At 63.5% G+C, this 17358-nt stretch carries 15 protein-coding genes; 6 read left to right on the forward strand and 9 right to left on the reverse strand.

The features are described 5' to 3' along the window. Both NKJ93_RS25290 and NKJ93_RS25295 read left to right on the forward strand, forming a co-directional pair. A partial coding sequence (locus NKJ93_RS25290) for an ABC transporter permease subunit (protein ID WP_352591780.1) occupies window positions 1-371 on the forward strand: 371 nt, incomplete at its 5' end. Between the two features lie 33 nt (window positions 372-404). After that, window positions 405-1406: an Ldh family oxidoreductase gene (locus NKJ93_RS25295; RefSeq protein ID WP_352591783.1), complete on the forward strand. Its 1002-nt coding sequence runs from the start codon at window positions 405-407 to the stop codon at window positions 1404-1406. Between the two features lie 57 nt (window positions 1407-1463). Here NKJ93_RS25295 and NKJ93_RS25300 read toward each other — a convergent pair whose 3' ends face one another. Next, a complete protein-coding gene (locus NKJ93_RS25300) occupies window positions 1464-1733 on the reverse strand; it encodes a hypothetical protein (RefSeq protein WP_352484389.1) in 270 nt (89 codons plus the stop codon). A gap of 243 nt (window positions 1734-1976) precedes the next feature. On the opposite strand from NKJ93_RS25300, the gene NKJ93_RS25305 reads away from it, so the two are divergent. Then, window positions 1977-2951, forward strand: a complete 975-nt coding sequence (locus NKJ93_RS25305) for a complex I NDUFA9 subunit family protein (protein WP_023718032.1) — start codon at window positions 1977-1979, stop codon at window positions 2949-2951. Window positions 2952-2978: 27 nt separating this feature from the next. On the opposite strand, the gene NKJ93_RS25310 is transcribed toward NKJ93_RS25305, so the two are convergent. Continuing rightward, entirely contained in the window at window positions 2979-4352 is a 1374-nt protein-coding gene (locus tag NKJ93_RS25310) for a cytochrome P450 (RefSeq protein ID WP_352591786.1), read from the reverse strand. A 117-nt stretch (window positions 4353-4469) separates the two neighbouring features. On the opposite strand from NKJ93_RS25310, the gene NKJ93_RS25315 reads away from it, so the two are divergent. From NKJ93_RS25315 to NKJ93_RS25325, 3 genes are all read left to right on the forward strand, one after another. Next, window positions 4470-7136: a caspase family protein gene (locus NKJ93_RS25315; RefSeq protein ID WP_352591789.1), complete on the forward strand. Its 2667-nt coding sequence runs from the start codon at window positions 4470-4472 to the stop codon at window positions 7134-7136. Between the two features lie 146 nt (window positions 7137-7282). Beyond that, a complete protein-coding gene (gyrB, locus tag NKJ93_RS25320; RefSeq protein WP_023718036.1) occupies window positions 7283-9754 on the forward strand; it encodes a DNA topoisomerase (ATP-hydrolyzing) subunit B in 2472 nt (823 codons plus the stop codon). Between the two features lie 248 nt (window positions 9755-10002). Then, entirely contained in the window at window positions 10003-10920 is a 918-nt protein-coding gene (locus tag NKJ93_RS25325; RefSeq protein WP_023718037.1) for a hypothetical protein, read from the forward strand. 103 nt (window positions 10921-11023) lie between these two features. On the opposite strand, the gene NKJ93_RS25330 is transcribed toward NKJ93_RS25325, so the two are convergent. From NKJ93_RS25330 to NKJ93_RS25360, 7 genes are all read right to left on the reverse strand, one after another. After that, window positions 11024-12490 carry a hypothetical protein gene (locus NKJ93_RS25330; protein ID WP_352484386.1) on the reverse strand — a complete coding sequence of 489 codons (1467 nt, stop codon included), beginning with the start codon at window positions 12488-12490 and terminating at the stop codon, window positions 11024-11026. A 140-nt stretch (window positions 12491-12630) separates the two neighbouring features. Further along, window positions 12631-14028, reverse strand: coding sequence for an NAD(P)(+) transhydrogenase (Re/Si-specific) subunit beta (locus tag NKJ93_RS25335; RefSeq protein ID WP_352591792.1), 1398 nt, complete (start codon window positions 14026-14028; stop codon window positions 12631-12633). Between the two features lie 6 nt (window positions 14029-14034). Beyond that, window positions 14035-14457 (reverse strand): NAD(P) transhydrogenase subunit alpha part 2, encoded by a 423-nt coding sequence (locus NKJ93_RS25340; protein WP_036244434.1) that lies wholly within the window; start codon window positions 14455-14457, stop codon window positions 14035-14037. Then, complete coding sequence (locus tag NKJ93_RS25345) at window positions 14457-15731, reverse strand: Re/Si-specific NAD(P)(+) transhydrogenase subunit alpha (RefSeq protein ID WP_352484384.1); 1275 nt, start codon at window positions 15729-15731, stop codon at window positions 14457-14459. The genes NKJ93_RS25340 and NKJ93_RS25345 overlap by 1 nt, the downstream gene beginning before the upstream one ends. Window positions 15732-15812: 81 nt before the next feature. Beyond that, window positions 15813-16037, reverse strand: a complete 225-nt coding sequence (locus NKJ93_RS25350) for an aa3-type cytochrome c oxidase subunit IV (RefSeq protein WP_023718042.1) — start codon at window positions 16035-16037, stop codon at window positions 15813-15815. A 236-nt stretch (window positions 16038-16273) separates the two neighbouring features. Next, the gene (locus NKJ93_RS25355; RefSeq protein WP_023718043.1) at window positions 16274-16423 is read right to left on the reverse strand and encodes a DUF3096 domain-containing protein; all 150 of its coding nucleotides are present in this window, start codon (window positions 16421-16423) and stop codon (window positions 16274-16276) included. A 125-nt stretch (window positions 16424-16548) separates the two neighbouring features. After that, window positions 16549-17232 (reverse strand): N-acyl amino acid synthase FeeM domain-containing protein, encoded by a 684-nt coding sequence (locus tag NKJ93_RS25360; protein WP_245278538.1) that lies wholly within the window; start codon window positions 17230-17232, stop codon window positions 16549-16551. Window positions 17233-17358 lie beyond the last annotated feature (126 nt).

Below are 17358 nucleotides of genomic sequence, written 5' to 3' on the forward strand. Positions count from 1 at the left end.
TCTCGTATGCCGGCTATGAAAGTGAAGTGATGCGTGGCGCCTTCGCCGGTGTACCGCACGGCCAACTCGAGGCGGCCCGCGCTTTCGGCATGAGCCGTTGGAAAATCTTCGGGCGAATATGGCTCCCGCAGGCGATCAGCCGGGCGCTGCCGACGCTGGCGGGTGAAACCGTTCTCCAGCTGAAAGCAACACCGCTGGTGGCAACGATAACCATGGTCGACATCTATGCCGTAGCCTCGCGGGTGCGCCAGGATCTCTTCGTCACCTACGAACCCTTGCTGCTTCTGGCGTTGGTCTATATGTCCATCACCGGTATCGTGGTGTTCGGCTTCCGCCGGCTCGAGGCACGGATCCCGAGCAAGCTAGGCTAAAGCTGTTAAAGTCGCGAATTCAGGGCAGCTACCATGCAACTCAGTCTCGACCAGGCGACAGGGCTGTGCCGGATGGCCGCACTTGGCGCCGGCGCCAACGAAGAGGCGGCGCAGTCGCTGGCTGCCTCGATCGTCGCGGCCGAGGCTGAAGGACTATCGACCGTCGGGCTGTCGCATTTCATTGATTATCTCGAAGCGCTGGAAGCCGGCCGTATCGACGGCAATGCCGATCCTGTCATCACCAGGCCAGCGCTCGCGGTTTATCTCTCCGATGCCCGCGGCGGACTGGCGCATACCGGTTTCGACCGCACGATCGATGACCTCGCCAAGGCGGCGCGGCTGTTCGGCGTTGCCATCTTTTCGCAGAAGAATGCCTATACGTGCGGCGCGCTCGGCTATTTCACCGGACGGCTGGCCTCGCAGGGATTGGTATCGTTCGCCGCGACCAACGGCCCGGCCGTGCTTGCCGGCTCGGGCTCGGTCAAGCCGGTCTACTGCACCAACCCGATGTCCTTTGCCGCACCGGCCGCGGACGGGGCGCCGCTGGTCATCGACCAGTCGTCGAGCGCCACCGCCTTCGTCAACATCCGCAAGGCGGCCGAGGACGGCAAGAAGATCCCCGAAGGCTGGGCACTGGACGCCAGCGGCAATCCAACCACGGACCCGGCAGCCGCCATGAAAGGCGCCATGCTTGCCTTCGGCGGCCAGCGCGGCGCCAACATCGCGCTGATGGTCGAGGTGCTGGCTGCCGGCCTGTCGGGCGCCAACTGGTCGCTCGATGCGCCATGGTTCGACGGCGGGCAGGACAGTCCGGGGACCGGCCTGTTCGTGCTCGCCGTCGAGCCCAAGCTGCTCGATCCGGACTTCGAGAAACGGATGAAGGACCAGCTCGACCGGTTGCGGCGGCGCTATGGCGTGCATGTGCCGGGGCGTGCCCGGGCCGAGGCCGCGGAGAAGTCGGCGGCGCGCGGCATAAGCGCGCCGAAAGCTGTGGTGCAACGCATTTCCGAATTCGCCGCGCGCTATTCGTCCTGAAGAAATTCGTTTGTCCGATGAGCGGCTGAGGAGGCCGGCCGATCCGGCAGCGCGAGCCTACTTCCCGCAATAATGATCGTTGATGACGTTCGCCGCATTCGCGTCCGGTCCTACCCTGTTGTAGGAGCAGGGTTCGGCGGCTGTCGTGAACAGGTGGTTGTCATAGTAGCGCGGGCCACCGAACAGGAACTCGATGATGTCGCCGTTGGCGGGAACATAGCGTTCGGGTTGAGCTTGGTGGTGATGCCGGTTTCCGGCGAATGCCGAGGCGCCAATGCTGCAGCCTGCTGCTAATGCCAGAGCGAAGATCGCAACGCGTTTTGTCATTGGCAATATCCTTCATTCGGAATCAAACCATACATCTAAAATCGCCGACCGAACAAAGGTTCCTGTTTCGAATGGAGTTACCGCAAAGCCGGGCCTCGGCGGAGTTTTCTGCCGTTTCGAGCGGATCCGGAAAATCATGCTTCAACAATGCCGGGCGACCTATGGTCGCCCTTTGCCTTTGGCGCGAAACGGACTATGAAACGGCTTCAACCAAGCCATCTGGATAGCCCGCCGGAGCCAGCCATGACCGAAATCCTGCAGACCCCAAAGCTCGTCGTCGTGTTCGGCGGCTCCGGCTTTGTCGGTCGTCATGTCGTGCGGGCGCTGGCCAGGCGCGGCTACCGCATCCGGGTCGCCTGCCGTCGGCCCGATCTCGCCGGCCACCTGCAGCCGCTCGGCAATGTCGGGCAGATCCAGCCGGTGCAGGCCAATGTCCGGGTGCGCTGGTCGGTCGACCGCGCCGTGCAAGGCGCGGACCATGTCGTCAATCTGGTGGCGATCGCGCATGAGGCCGGCCGGCAGAAATTCACTGCCGTCCACGAGTTCGGCGCGCGCGCTGTCGCTGAAGCGGCGCGCGCCGTCGGCGCCGGCCTCACCCACATCTCGGCTCTGGGCGCGGATCTCCACGCACAATCGGACTATGCGCGCACCAAGGCGCTTGGCGAAAAGGCCGTTCTTGAGACGGTCCAGGACGCTGTGATCCTGCGGCCATCGATCAATTTCGGGCCGGAGGACGGTTTCTTCAACCGCTTTGCCAACATGGCCCGCTTTTCCCCAGTCCTGCCGCTGATCGGCGGCGGTCAGACGAAATTCCAGCCGGTCTATGTCGGCGACGTCGCCGAAGCGGTGGCGCACTCGGTCGACGGCAAGGTCCAGGGCGGCCATATCTATGAGCTCGGCGGGCCGCAGGTGCTCACTTTCAAGGAATGCATGCAAGAATTGCTTGTTATCATCGAACGCAAGCGGTTTTTGCTGCCTATGCCGTGGTGGCTGGCGAACCTCCAGGCATCAATTCTCGGGCTGCTGCCCAATCCGTTGTTGACCAAGGACCAGGTCCTGCTGTTGCGCCAGCACAATGTCGTGTCGGATGCCGCCGTCAAGGACAACAGGACGCTCGCCGGCCTCGGAATCCAGCCACGGTCGATCGGAACCATCCTGCCCAGCTATCTCTGGCGCTACCGCGCCGCGGGCCAGTTCCAACGCAAGTCCGCCGCATAATACCGGCGCGAATGGACGTTCAGCCGCTTACGAGGCGCGCCGGGTGACTTGCATCGGCAGCCCGCCTTGCGGTTGCGTCGTCAGCTTCTGCACCGGCCAGGGGCGGGTCTCCGCGGTGGTGTCGAAACGGTAGCGCGACAGCATGATCGCCAACGCAATGATCGCCTCCTGCATGGCGAAGCTGGCACCGATGCAGACGCGGGGGCCGGCGCCGAACGGCAAATACTGGAAACGGTCGATCTTTTCGCGATTCCCCGGATGAAAGCGCTCCGGCATGAAAGCGTCCGGCCGGTCCCATAATTTCCTGTGGCGATGGACGACCCACGGCATCACCAGCACCGCGGCGCGTCGCGGTATATAGAGGCCGTTCCAGGTTTCGGGTTCGATCGGTTCGCGGTTGATCGAGGGCGCCGGCGGATAGAGCCTGAGCGCCTCGTCGAAGGCGGCACGGGTCAGCGGCATGGCGTCGAGCCATTTCGTCGGGTCGGGCTCACGCGCCAGCACAGCATCGATCTCGGGCTCGATCTTTTCGCGCTCCCATGGCGCTTCGGCGAGACAGTAGAGCGTCCAGCCGAGCGCCCTGGCTGTAGTCTCGTGGCCGGCGCCGATGAAGGTGATGATGTTGTCCTCGACCTCGGCCCGGGTCAGCCCGCCCGGTCCTTCCGCCTTCAACAGCAGCGTGAGAAAATCCTGCGGCACCGCGTCCGGAGCGCGCCTCAGCCGCGCCTCGCGCATCTGCACCGTGTCGGTGACGATCTTGCGGAAGTAGGCCATGGTCTTGCGGCCGCGGATGCGGGTCAGGCGCGGCAGCCAATCGGGCGCACGCAAAAGGTCGAGCGGATCGACCCGGCCCATCGTCTCGAACAGGCGGTCGATCTCCTTGGCGAAGCTGCCCGGCTCGCCCGATATCTCGCCCGAAAACAGCGTCTCAGCCAGGATGTCGAAGGTGAGCAGCGTCATGTCGTGGGCGATATCCGACGTGCCACCTTGCTCGTAACGGGTGACGAATTCGAGCGTGCGTTTCAGCATCGGCTCGGCGAAGCCGAAAATGTGACGCGGCGTGAATACCGGCGCCATCGCCTTGCGCGAACGCCGCCACACCTCGCCTTCGGCGGTCAGCAGCCCGTCGCGCAGGATCGGCCGCAGGATCTTCTGGCGCACCGTCGCCATCTTGTAGTTCTTGGCGTTGTCGACCAGCACATGGCGGATGAGGCCGGGATCGTTGGCGATGACCAGCGGCCCACCGACGCCGTTCACCGAAATCCAGGGCTCGTTGTAGGTCGCCTCGCCCCACAGTTCGAGCGGATTGCGATAGACGATGCGGATCATCTCCAGCGTCGAAGGCGGCGCGGTGCGCGGCTTCGGCGCCGGCGGGACGAAGGGGACGGGCTGACTGTCCATGGCTTGCTCCGCTGACCCCTCAATGTAGTGGCTGGCAAGGCAGGCGTCCATGTGATCGGACGGCAGGGCCGGCTAACAACACGAACGGGCGGCTTGCCCATGCCATAAAGAGATGGAATGCTCCGGGAAATGACTGGGCCGGGGCGGTTCGATTTGCGTCTTCTGTTTGCTTTGCTGCTGATCCTCTCGACGGCCTCCGGTGCCATGGCGGAGCGGCGCGTTGCGCTGGTCATCGCCGAGAACGACTACCGGCTGATCCGGCCGCTCGCCAATCCCGTCAATGACGGCGAGGTCATGGAAACGGTGCTGAGGAAGCTCGGTTTCGAGGTCTTCCTCGAAACCAACCGCGACCTGCGGCGCATGCGCCGGGCGCTCGACGATTTCCGCGAGGATGCTAAAGGCGCCGACGTGGCACTGGTGTTCTTCTCCGGCCACGGCGTCGAGATCGCCGGCGAGAATCGGCTCCTGCCGGTGGATGCAGACGCGTCGTCGCTCGCTACGCTGGAAGGGACCAGCCTGCCGCTGGAGGAGATCCGCGCGGCCGTCGCCGCCACCAGCAAGGTCGGACTGATCGTGCTCGATGCCTGCCGCAGCGATCCGTTTGCTGCCACGGGCGGCGAAGGCCGCGGCGCAACGGCGCTGGTAAAAGAGGTCAGCGACAAGGTCCGGCCGGGTCTTGGCCGCATCGGGCGGGCAGAAAACATCCTGTTTGCCTTCTCGGCGGCGCCCGGCGAGACCGCCTCGGATGGGACCGGCCAGAATTCGCCGTTCACCGCGGCGCTGACGAAATACCTCGGCACCGAGGGTCTTGAGATCCGCTCCGTGCTGACGCTCGTGCAGCAGGAGGTCTACGATCTCTCGCGCGGCAGGCAATTGCCCTATGTCGAGAGCGGCCTGCCGCAGTTGTTCTTTGCCACGACAGCCAAGGAGAAACTGCCGGAGCGCGAACGCTTGTTGCTGGCCATGGCCGAGGTGACGCCCGCGATGCGTGGCGAGGTGGAAAAGATCGCCAGCGACGCCGACATGCCGCTGGCACCGCTCTATGGCGCGTTGATCAGTTCCGATGCCGGCCGCCTCTCCGCGGACAGTCTGAACGCCAGGCTGCGTGAGGCAGCCGACGCCTTCGTCAAGGTGCGGAGCGAAATGCAGACGCTTTCCTCCGACGATCTCAGAGTGGCAGCGTTGCGCCGGCAGGCGGAAGAGCAGCTTTCGCTGGGAGCGTTCGATGCCGCGCGGAAAAAGCTTGCCGAAGCAGCCGAGATCGACAATATCTCGCGCAACGCGCTGAAGGCCAATTTCGTCAGTCGCACGCTTTCCGAAGCCGCGACGCGCTATTTGTCCGGCGGGGCAGCGCGCGCCGACCTCGACTACGCCACAGCCATCAAGGATTATGAATCCGTGCTCACGCTTTATGGCGAAGCCGGACAGGTCGTGCTGTCGCTCGACGACGCCGACCGCTTGATCCGCACGCTGGACGAGCTCGGCAAGCTCTATACCACGGTCGGCAACATCGATGCTGGTGGCCGCGCCTTCGAGGCGCTGCAAGCCGATCTCGAGCGGCGGTCGCGCCACGAAACCGATCCCAACGTGAAGCGCGACTTCGCCGTCAGCCACGTCAAGCTCGGCAACGTGCGGATGGCGCAAGGCAATCTGCCGGCAGCGCTGCAAAACTATGAAACGGCCAAGACCATTCTGCAGGACCTGACCGAGGCAGAGCCGGACAATCTGGAGTGGTTCGGCGACCTTGCCATGACCGACGACAAGATCGGTAACGTGCTGGCGACGCAAGGTGATCTGGCCGGCGCCGCACAGGTCTATCAGGAAAGCCTGTCGATCAAGAAACAGCTCGCTGCCGGAGAGCCCGACCGTGCCGAACTGCAGCGCGACCTGACCATCACCTATGATGAGATCGGCCACCTTGCCCATGTCGCAGGTCAACTGGACAACGCACAGGCGGCCTATCAAGAGAGCCTGAAGGTGCGGCTGGCGCTGGCGGCGGACAGACCGGGAGACGCCGATCGGCAGCGTGACGTCTCGGTCAGCCACGATACGATAGGCGACCTGCTGCGCGAACGCGGCGACGCCGCTGGGGCGCTGACGGCCTACAAGGAAGGCCTGGCGATCGTCAAGCAACTGGCGAAACGCGATCCGGACGACACCGAGCTGAAACGCGACCTGTCCGTCGGCAACGCCAAGGTCGGCAACGCGCTGAGCGACCAGCAGAATTGGCCGGCGGCACTTTCGGCTTATCGTCAGGCACTCTCGCAAGCCAGCGCGCTCGCCGCCGGCGACCCGAACAACACCGATTGGCAGCGCGACCTGTCCGTGTGCCTCGAGAAGGTCGCCGGCGTCCTGGCGATACAGGGCGACCACAAAGGCGCACTGAAAGCCTATCTGGACAGCTACGCGATTGCGGAGAGGCTGGCGAAGCTCGATTCCGCCAATTCCGACTGGCAGCGGGACTTGTCGATAACGCTGTCCGAAGTCGCCACGCTCCGCCTCAGGCAGCGCGACGTCAGGGGAGCCCGGCAAGCCCTTCAGGACAGCCTTGCCATTCGCGAGAAACTTGCCCAGTCAGATCCGGACAACGCCACCTGGCAGCGCGACCTGGTGGTTGCCTATATCGACTACGCCCAAGTCGCAAAGGACCCGAAAGCCGTCCTTTCCAAGGCACTCGACATGACGCTGGAGCTCGACCGGACCGGTCGGCTGGCGCCGCGATACAAGTTCATGATCAAGTTTTTGCGTGAGCGGCTGGCCAGGATCGAAGCCAGGCGCCGGTAGCGGGTTCACGCGACGGTCATTCCGTTCGGAAATGCCTGCAAACCTTGGAAAAACCGCCTTTTGCGCCTATATCTACGACATTAGGAATGCGCGATTCGACGCCGATTTTTCGCGCTCTGCACACGGCACCAATCAGACAGGTTTTCATGAGCGACCAGACCGACATCGCCAACGGCGTTGAAGCCGAATACGGCGCCGATTCCATCAAGGTTTTGAAGGGCTTGGACGCCGTTCGCAAGCGGCCGGGCATGTATATCGGCGACACCGACGACGGCTCGGGCCTGCACCACATGGTTTATGAGGTGGTCGACAACGCCATCGACGAAGCACTGGCGGGCCATGCCGACCTGGTGACGGTGACGCTCAATCCGGACGGCTCGGTGACGGTCATCGACAATGGCCGCGGCATTCCGACCGATATCCACACCGGCGAAGGCATTTCGGCGGCCGAAGTGATCATGACGCAGCTGCATGCCGGCGGCAAGTTCGACCAGAACTCCTACAAGGTGTCGGGCGGCCTGCACGGCGTCGGCGTGTCGGTCGTCAACGCACTGTCGGCCTGGCTGAAACTGAAGATCCGCCGCAACGGCCAGATCTACGAGATGAGCTTCACGCATGGCGATGCCGACGCGCCGCTGCGCATCACCGGCAGTTATGAACAAGACAAGGTCCCCGGCACCTATGAAGGGCGCAGCGGCAGCGAAATCACGTTCTTGCCGTCGTCCGAGACCTTCACCATGGTCGAGTTCGACTATGGTACGCTGGAGCACCGGCTGCGCGAGCTCGCCTTCCTGAACTCCGGCGTGCGCATCGTTTTGACCGATGCCCGCCATGCCGACATCGTGCGCCATGAACTGCACTATGATGGCGGGCTGGAAGAGTTCGTCCGATATCTCGACCGAACGAAGAAGCCGTTGCTCGACAAGCCGATTTCGATCCGCGCCGAGCGCGACGGCATCACCGTCGAAGTCGCCATGTGGTGGAACGACAGCTACCACGAGAACGTGCTGGCCTTCACCAACAACATCCCGCAACGTGACGGCGGCACGCATCTCGCCGGTTTCCGGGGTGCGCTGACACGCCAGATAACCGGCTATGGCGACTCCTCGGGCCTGACCAAGAAAGAAAAAGTGGCGCTGATCGGCGACGATTGCCGCGAAGGCCTGACCGCGGTGCTGTCGGTCAAGGTTCCCGACCCGAAATTCTCCTCGCAGACCAAGGACAAGCTGGTGTCGTCCGAGGTTCGCCCGGTGGTCGAAGGGCTCGTCAACGAGGCGCTCGGCACCTGGCTCGAGGAGCACCCGACCGAGGGCAAGGCGGTCATCGAGAAGGTCATCCAGGCCGCTGCCGCGCGTGAAGCCGCGCGCAAGGCACGCGACATCACCCGCAAGAGCTCGCTCGGCGTCACCTCGCTGCCCGGCAAGCTGGCCGATTGCCAGGAGCGCGATCCGGCGAAATCCGAGATCTTCATCGTCGAGGGCGACAGCGCCGGCGGCTCGGCTAAGGGCGGCCGTTCGCGCCAGAACCAGGCCATTCTTCCGCTGCGCGGCAAGATCCTCAATGTCGAGCGCGCCCGCTTCGACCGCATGCTCGGCTCCGACATGATCGGCACGCTGATCACTGCGCTCGGCACCTCGATCGGCAAGGACGAGTTCAATGCCGACAAGCTGCGCTACCACAAGATTATCCTGATGACCGACGCCGATGTCGATGGCGCCCATATCCGCACCTTGCTGCTGACCTTCTTCTTCCGCCAGATGCCGGAACTGATCGAACGCGGTCATCTCTATATCGCGCAGCCGCCGCTCTATAAGGTGACACGAGGGAAGAGCTCGCAATATATCAAGGATGAAGCCGCCTTCGAGGAATTCCTGATCGGCTCGGGGCTGGAAGAAGCGTCGCTTGCGCTCAGCACGGGCGAGGTGCGGGCCGGACAGGATCTGCGCAGCGCCATCGACGATGCCCTGGCTGTCCGCCAACTCATCAACGGATTGCATACGCGCTATAACAGAGGCGTGGTGGAGCAGGCAGCGATTGCCGGCGCGCTCAACCCCGAAATCTTCACCGACCTCGGTCGCGCCAACGAGATGGCCGAGCGCGTTGCCCGCCGTCTCGACATTATCGCCGAGGACACCGAGCGCGGCTGGACAGGCCGCATGTCGACCTCCAACGAGGGCGTCGGCGGCTATGTATTCGAGCGCACGGTGCGCAGCGTCAAGGAGTTCGCGCATCTCGACCTGGCGCTGATCAATTCCGCCGACGCACGCCAGCTCGACCGCTATGCGCCGCGCCTGGCAGAAATCTATGGCGAGCCGCCGGTGCTGCGCCGCAAGGATGTCTCCGAAACAATTTCGGGGCCGCTGGCACTGCTCAATGCCGTGTTTGCCACCGGCCGCAAGGGTCTGACCATGCAGCGCTACAAGGGCCTTGGCGAAATGAACGCCGAGCAGCTCTGGGAAACGACGCTCGACCCGAATGTGCGCTCGCTCTTACAGGTCAAGGTCAATGACGCGACTGACGCGGACTCACTGTTTTCGCGACTGATGGGCGACGAGGTTGAGCCAAGGCGCGAATTCATCCAGGAAAACGCGCTGTCGGTCGCCAATCTGGACATCTGAGCCGCCATCCAGAATACCCAGCCTGCAGGCATGAAGTGCATTGGTGCATCTTGGCGCACCGACGCCGACTGCTGCACCGCAACAAAGATCACCGAGGATCTCCCGGAACGGAAAGTCTTTCAAGGCATTGTAGTTGATCACAATCGCCGCAGGAGGCATTCATGGGACGTGGCATTTTGCTCTGGCTTCTCGGAGTCCCGATTCCGATCATTATTCTGATTCTGCTTTTTGCAAGGTAGGAGGCTTCCATGCCGTCCACCCTAACGACTACCGAGGTTTCCGCACCGACGGAATCCTCATCCCCCGCCGTCAGCTGGGGACCAATCGTCGCCGGCGCCTTTGCTGCGTCGACGCTTACCTTCATCTTGATGCTGCTCGGCTCCGGGCTTGGACTTAGCATGGTGTCGCCATGGTCCGGCTCGGGTGCGTCAGTCACAACTTTCGCCGTTTCCACCGCCGTCTGGCTGATCGTCGTGCAGTGGCTGTCGTCGGCCCTCGGCGGCTACCTCGCCGGACGCCTGCGCACCAAATGGGTCGGCATCCACACCGATGAAGTCTTCTTCCGCGATACCGCTCACGGCTTCCTGGCCTGGGCGCTGGCGACGCTGCTCGTCGCCGGCGTGCTCGGCACGGCGCTTTCGGCCGCGATAGGTACCGGTGTCCAGGCCGCTTCGACTGTGGCATCCGGCGCGGCAATGGGCGCTTCGGCAGGTGCTGCTGCAAACGCTGGTGGCGCCTCGACTGACAACGCCACATCGTATTTCGTCGATACGCTGTTCCGCCCGGCCGATCCGGCAAGGCTCGCTGCCGCCAATCCGGAGAGCGACGCCGCGGCAACGGCGCAGGCATCGCGCATTCTGATCGCGAGTGCCGCAGCAGGCGAAATATCGGCCGACGACAAGACCTATCTGTCGCGGCTGGTGGCCGCCCGCACAGGCCTGTCCGAAGCCGATGCCACCGCTCGCGTCGATGCGGTAATCGCCAAAGCGCAGGAGGCCAAGGTCAAGGCCCAGCAGGCGGCCGACACCGCCAGAAAGGCAGGCGCCACCTTCTCACTGATTGGCGCGCTGTCGCTGGTCGTCGGGGCTTTCATTGCCAGTGCGGCTGCAGCACTTGGCGGCAGGCAGCGCGACGACGAGGAAGCGATTTTCCTGACCAATCGTTGATCGGCGCCTAAGCGAACTCGGTCCGCTTCGAAGATTACCCCGAAGCGGACCTTGCTTTGAGCTGTCGGCGCAGCATTGTCGTGCGTTGCTCGCCACCGACAGCTCAGTCCCCCAGCTTGCGGCCGAGATCGACCGCATCGCGCAGCACGGCAAGGTGCGAGCGCGGCACGCCGGACGGTGCGTTGGCCTCGACGCCGCTCGCCGTCAACGACCAGTAGAGCGTGTGTGTGAAGACGCGGCCGAGCGAGCCGCGCAGCTCGACCTGGATGTTTTCCACGCCCGGACCAAAGTTCTCCGTCATCGGCCCGGAGATCGGGTCGCCGGTCAACCAGCCATTGCCTCTGTCGAAAATGTTGGTCCAGCGCATCGCGGCAAACATCGCGCCATGATGCACCGCCCGCTGTGGCTTGCCCGAATGGCTGCGGCCTTCCTGATAGAGCATAGTCCCGCCCGCCGCCCTGTCGGCGATCGGCGGGCATGCCGAGAACAGCCGCTCGGCGATGCCGCGCCTGAACTCGGCAAGATTGTAGGTCACCAGAAACTCGCTGTGGGTCAGCGGACTGCCGAGCGTGACGAAATCGCTGATCTTCCACGGCAGCGGATGATCGGCGTCACTGTCGCGAAGCTGCCGGTAGAGTTCCCATTGGCCGCGCCGGAATGTGGGGAGGTCATCGAGGCGGTCGGGCCAGGCGGAAGCATCGGTGGCCAGCATCGCCTTATCGACGGCGTGGATCGCCTTCAGCCTCGCTCTGTCGCGAATGGCTTCCAGCTTTCGAGGCCTGAAATCGGCCCATAATATCTGCAACAGATCATAGGCTATGATCGACCCCAGGCTGTGCGAGACCAGCACGATGCGGTCGTAGGCGTCGTCCACCATAAGGCGCTTCAGCAGCTTGAGGCCACGCTCGCGGACCAGCGCGCGCTTCTCGACCGTCGCCGCTTCGGCCCGCACATAGGCGGCGGCATCGCCGAAATAGGGCAGGCCAAACTGGTCCACCGACCAGATAACGAACGACGCCAGGACGGTGACAAGCACGCCGGTCGTCCAGGAGATATAGCCTTGCCAGGCCGACGTTGCGAGCGCCAGCGCCGCGCCAAGGACGACGATGGTGGCCAAAAGCGTGACGACATAGAGTTTGCGCACATCGCGCGGAATATCGGCGGGCTTGCGCCAGAGCAGGGTCGTCACCCAGGCAGCAAGGCGGCTCCGGGTCGTGCCCTGGGTGATGTCGGCCCAGTAAAGCTCGTAGAAATCGGTGCGGCGGCCATCGACATCATACGGTGTGGTGATCCGGCGAAGCTCGTGCGAATTGGTCCGGCTGTCGGGCGTGATCCAGCTCTGGTTGATCTTCGCACCCATTGGGTCGGCCGGATCAGCGACATGGGCATAGAACGGAGCACGGGCCGGATCGTGGCTCCAAACGGCCTGGACAAATCCCCTCAACGTGTCCATGGGCCGCTGTTCGCCCATACCGTGCACGACCACCACCGCCTGGCTGCGCTTGCGCGGCACCTTCTCTGCTGCGGTCAGATCGGCGGCCGGCGACGCGGCAGAACCAGGGTCGGGCACAGCACCTCCACCGATCACGCCGTTAGACAAGACGACGGGTCGCTATCGTAGCTTCAGAACCGGTAACAGCCAAGAAAAAGCCCGGCGCGGAGCCAGGGCTGTATTTCGACGACCGGCAGTGAGTTGGCAACGACGCCGTTTCAGTGATCAATCGCCTTGACGATCTCCTCGGTCATCTTCTTGGCGTCGCCGAGCAGCATCATGGTGCCGTCCTTGTAGAACAGCGTGTTGTCGATGCCGGCATAGCCGGACCCGAGCGAGCGCTTGACGAACAGGCAGGTGCGCGCCTTGTCGACGTCGAGGATCGGCATGCCATAGATCGGCGACGATTTGTCGTCGCGGGCGGACGGATTGGTGACGTCGTTGGCGCCGATGACATAGGCGACATCGGCCTGCGCGAACTCAGAGTTGATGTCCTCCAGCTCGAACACTTCGTCGTAAGGCACGTTGGCTTCCGCCAAGAGCACATTCATGTGGCCGGGCATGCGGCCGGCCACCGGATGGATGGCGTATTTGACGTCGACGCCGTTGGCCTTGAGCTTGTCGGCCATTTCGCGCAGCGCGTGCTGCGCCTGGGCGACGGCCATGCCGTAACCCGGCACGATGATGACCTTTTGCGCATTCATCATCAGATAGGCGGCATCCTCGGCAGAGCCCTGCTTGACGGTGCGCTCGATGCCGTCGTCGGCAGCGGCTGATGTCTCGCCGCCGAAGCCGCCGAGGATGACCGAGATGAAGCTTCGGTTCATGCCTTTGCACATGATGTAGGACAGGATGGCGCCCGATGAGCCGACCAGCGCGCCGGTGATGATCAGCGCCAGATTGCCGAGCGTGAAACCGAGTGCCGCCGCTGCCCAGCCCGAATAGGAATTGAGCATCGATACGACCACCGGCATGTCGGCGCCGCCGATCGGGATGATGAGAAGGACGCCGAGCACGAGCGAGGCGGCAACGATCAGCCAGAACACCAGCTTGGACTCGGTGGTGACGAGCAGCATGATCAGCACAATGAGCGCTATGCCCAGGGCTGCGTTGATGAAGTGACGGCCGCCGATCATGATCGGCTTGCCCGACATGCGGCCGTCGAGCTTCAAGAAGGCGATGACCGAGCCGGTGAAGGTGACGGCGCCGATGGCAACGCCGAGGCTCATCTCGATCAGCGCCTGGGCATGGGTATCGGCGACGGTGCCGATGCCGAAACTTTCCGGCGCATAGATGGCGGCGGCCGCCACCATGACCGCGGCAAGACCGACCAGCGAGTGGAAGGCGGCGACCAGCTGCGGCATCGAGGTCATGGCAATGCGCCGTGCCGTGACCGCACCGACCGAGCCGCCGATGGCGAGGCCGAGCACGATCAGCGCAAAGCGGCCGGCGGAAGGGGTGGCCAGCGCCAGCGTCGTGACAATGGCGATGCCCATGCCGATCATGCCGTACATGTTGCCCTGGCGGCTGGTGGTCGGATGCGACAGGCCGCGCAATGCCAGGATGAACAGGATGCCGGAGACCAGATAGAGGAAGGAGGCGAAGTTGGCGTTCATAGCGGCCTACTTTTCCTTCTTCTTGTACATGGCCAGCATGCGCTGGGTGACGAGGAAGCCGCCGAAGATGTTGACCGATACCAGCATCAGCGCAACAAAGCCGAAGCCGGTGGCGATGCCCGAGGCCGAGATGCCGACGGCAAGCAACGCGCCGACGACGATGACGGAGGAAATGGCGTTGGTGACCGCCATTAATGGCGTGTGCAGCGCCGGCGTGACCGACCAGACGACGTAGTAGCCGACGAAGATCGCCAGCACGAAGATGGCGAAGCGGAAGACGAAGGGATCGATCGCGCCGCCGGACAGCGCGTGCGCGGCGTCACCAGCGGCCTCGGTGCCGGGCGCGGTGGCCAGGTTCTGGACCGCAAGGCGGACGGCAGCTGTGGCCTGGTCGAGCTGGTCGAGGGCTTTCTGCAGGGTCTGATCCATCACGCGATCCCTCCGGTGGTCTTGGGCTTCCTCGAAGCGGCCGGCCTCTTCGCAGCCGGCTTTGCCGAAGCCTCGGCAACCATCGTCTTGGCCGGAATGGCCGGCGGTTCGACATGTTGGCCCTTTGGCGGCTCCTGCTCAGCCCTGACGAAGGCGGGATGCACGACCTTGCCGGCATCGGTCAGCATGGTTGCCTTGACCAGCTCGTCGTCGCGGTTGATGGCAAGCGTCTTCGTCGCCTTGTCAACCAGCGTCTCGAGGAAGGCATAGAGGTTTCTCGCATAGAGCAGCGAGGCGGAGGCGGCGACGCGACCGGGAACGTTGAGATGGCCGACGATCTTTACCCCGTTGGCGGTGGTCACCACCTGCCCCGGAACGGCGCCCTCGACGTTGCCGCCACGCTCGACCGCAAGGTCGACGATCACCGAGCCGGGTTTCATCGAGGCGACCATTGCCGCAGAAACCAGCTTCGGCGCCGGCCGGCCCGGTATCAGCGCGGTGGTGATGACGATGTCCTGCTTGGCGATGTGCTCGGCGGTCAGCGCCGCCTGCTTGGCCTGATACTCCCTGGACATTTCCTTGGCGTAGCCGCCGGCCGTCTCGGCCGCCTTGAATTCCTCGTCCTCGACCGCCAGGAACTTTGCGCCGAGCGAAGCAACCTGCTCCTTGGCAGCCGGGCGCACATCGGTGGCGGTGACCACGGCGCCGAGGCGGCGCGCGGTGGCGATGGCCTGCAGACCGGCGACGCCGACGCCCATGATGAAGGCCTTCGCCGCCGGTACCGTGCCAGCCGCCGTCATCATCATCGGCAACGCCCGGTCATATTCGGCAGCCGCGTCGATCACCGCCTGATAGCCGGCGAGGTTCGCCTGGCTGGATAGAACGTCCATCGACTGGGCGCGGGTGATGCGCGGCATGAACTCCATGGAAAAAGCAGTAGCACCGGCCCTGGCCAACGCGGCGACGCCGGCATCGTTGCCATAGGGATCCATGATGGCGATCACGGCAGTGCCCGGCCGATAGACTTTCAGCTCGGCATCGCTCGGCCGGCGCACCTTCAGCACGACATCAGCCCTGGAAACATCGCCGGCCTTGCCGATCGCGGCGCCGGCCTTGGCAAACTCCTCGTCGGGAATGCGCGACGCCGCGCCGGCGCCAGCTTCGACGACCACGTCGAAACCCAGCGCCGCCAGCCGCTTCACCGTGTCGGGCGAGGCCGCGACGCGCGGTTCGTTCGCGTCGAGCTCACGAGGGATGAAAACCGTCTGTCCCACCGCATGATCCTTTCGGCCGCAACCCGTTACCGCAAGACGCCGGCCGGCCCCCGGCGGCGTCCTCGACAAAAATTGGAGGAGTTATCGGAGAATAAAGGCGCCGACGGCCAGGATCAGAACGAACAGGATGGTCCCCGAGAAGAAGCCGCCCACAAAGAAGCCGAACGCCATGGCCAGAAGCACTGCGGCGCAAAACAGCGACCCGTATTTGGCCAGCATCAGGAAGCCGGCATAGGTGCGGTCGTGCTCGGCATAGTCCATCTTCGCGCCCAGTTCGACAGGACCGGTCGGCGTGTGTTCAGCCATAGGAATACCCCTTCGAAGACATCTTTCAGGCACATAGCGAAAAGCCGCGTTAAGGGCAATGGCGCTATTGCCGCATCGCCGCAGCCAACAGTCTCAAGCGAAACTTGAAATCGCTGCGTCAATGATGTGGCGCAACGTGCGCAGCGGCTATGACTGACCCAACCCCTGAAACGAGGCGGGTCGGAGCGCGGCGATACCAATCACAATGGATGGCAGGTCCGCTATTGCCGATGTCGTTAGCTGGCGAGATGCGGGAACAGCCCGAGCAGGCCGACAACGATCAGATAAAGGGCGACGATATAATTGAGCAGCCGCGGCATCACCAGGATCAGCACGCCTGCAATCAGTGAGATAAGCGGGGTGAGGGCGAGCGTGGAAATGGTCATATCGGTTCCTTTGATCGGATGGCTGTCGAAGCGATACGTGGCGGATATCGGCCGTGCCGACCTACCACCAGCACCCTTGCCGTTATCCAGAACGCCGAAGCTACCGGAAGGCTCCATGGGCTCGTTCAGGCGGCTTCGCGAAAATACTTGGCGGTTGGCAGGATGGTCAGCGGAGCGAGTTCGCCGGCACCGGGCGCATTGAATAACATACGCTGCTCCATTGGCGTCGAACGGAAGAATGGAAAGCGCGACAGCGACCGTTCGCGAATAGCGCCAACATCAGCACGGTAGAGCACGACCTTGTTATAGACGCCAGGATAGGCACGAGGCTCACTGATCTTCTCGGCGTAGTAGATCCGCTTGTAGAAGCCGGCGTGATCCTCGCGGATGGTCGAAAGGCAATAGGGCGCGTTGAAGTGAAAACATGCCATGCCGGCGAGCCGCAGCGTGAGATAGGGTATTTGCGGATAGACGCGCGACCATTCCGGGTCGGAGGCGAACCGACTGGGGCAGACGAAGCTCATGCCCTCCTCGAGCATCGGCATGACGATGTCACCGAAAGCTTTGGTGGAAGGCGATCTTGGCGTCGACAGCGTTACGTGATGAATACGCAGTGTGCTGACGAGTTCCTGGTCGATGTAGACACCGAACCGGAAGACGTTAGGCACCTCGTCGAGTTCGTCGTGAATGGTGTGGTTCTCGTTATCGGGAACCATATCGTTGGAACGGTACGACTTGTAGCGCAGGCGATAGATGTCCTCGAGATCCTCGCCCTTGTCGCAACGGCGGTATTCCGTCCGCTCCAGCATCGCCGAAACATTCCTGGCGAAACTAGACATAGTTTCGGACGAATTTTCACCGCCCGCGCTCGCCGCATGGCCGAGCGAACTCAACTGGGCACACATGAACTCTATTCCCCGCGATTACCGCCACCA

Source organism: Mesorhizobium sp. M0028 (assembly GCF_040323855.1).
Classification (GTDB): Bacteria; Pseudomonadota; Alphaproteobacteria; order Rhizobiales; family Rhizobiaceae; genus Mesorhizobium.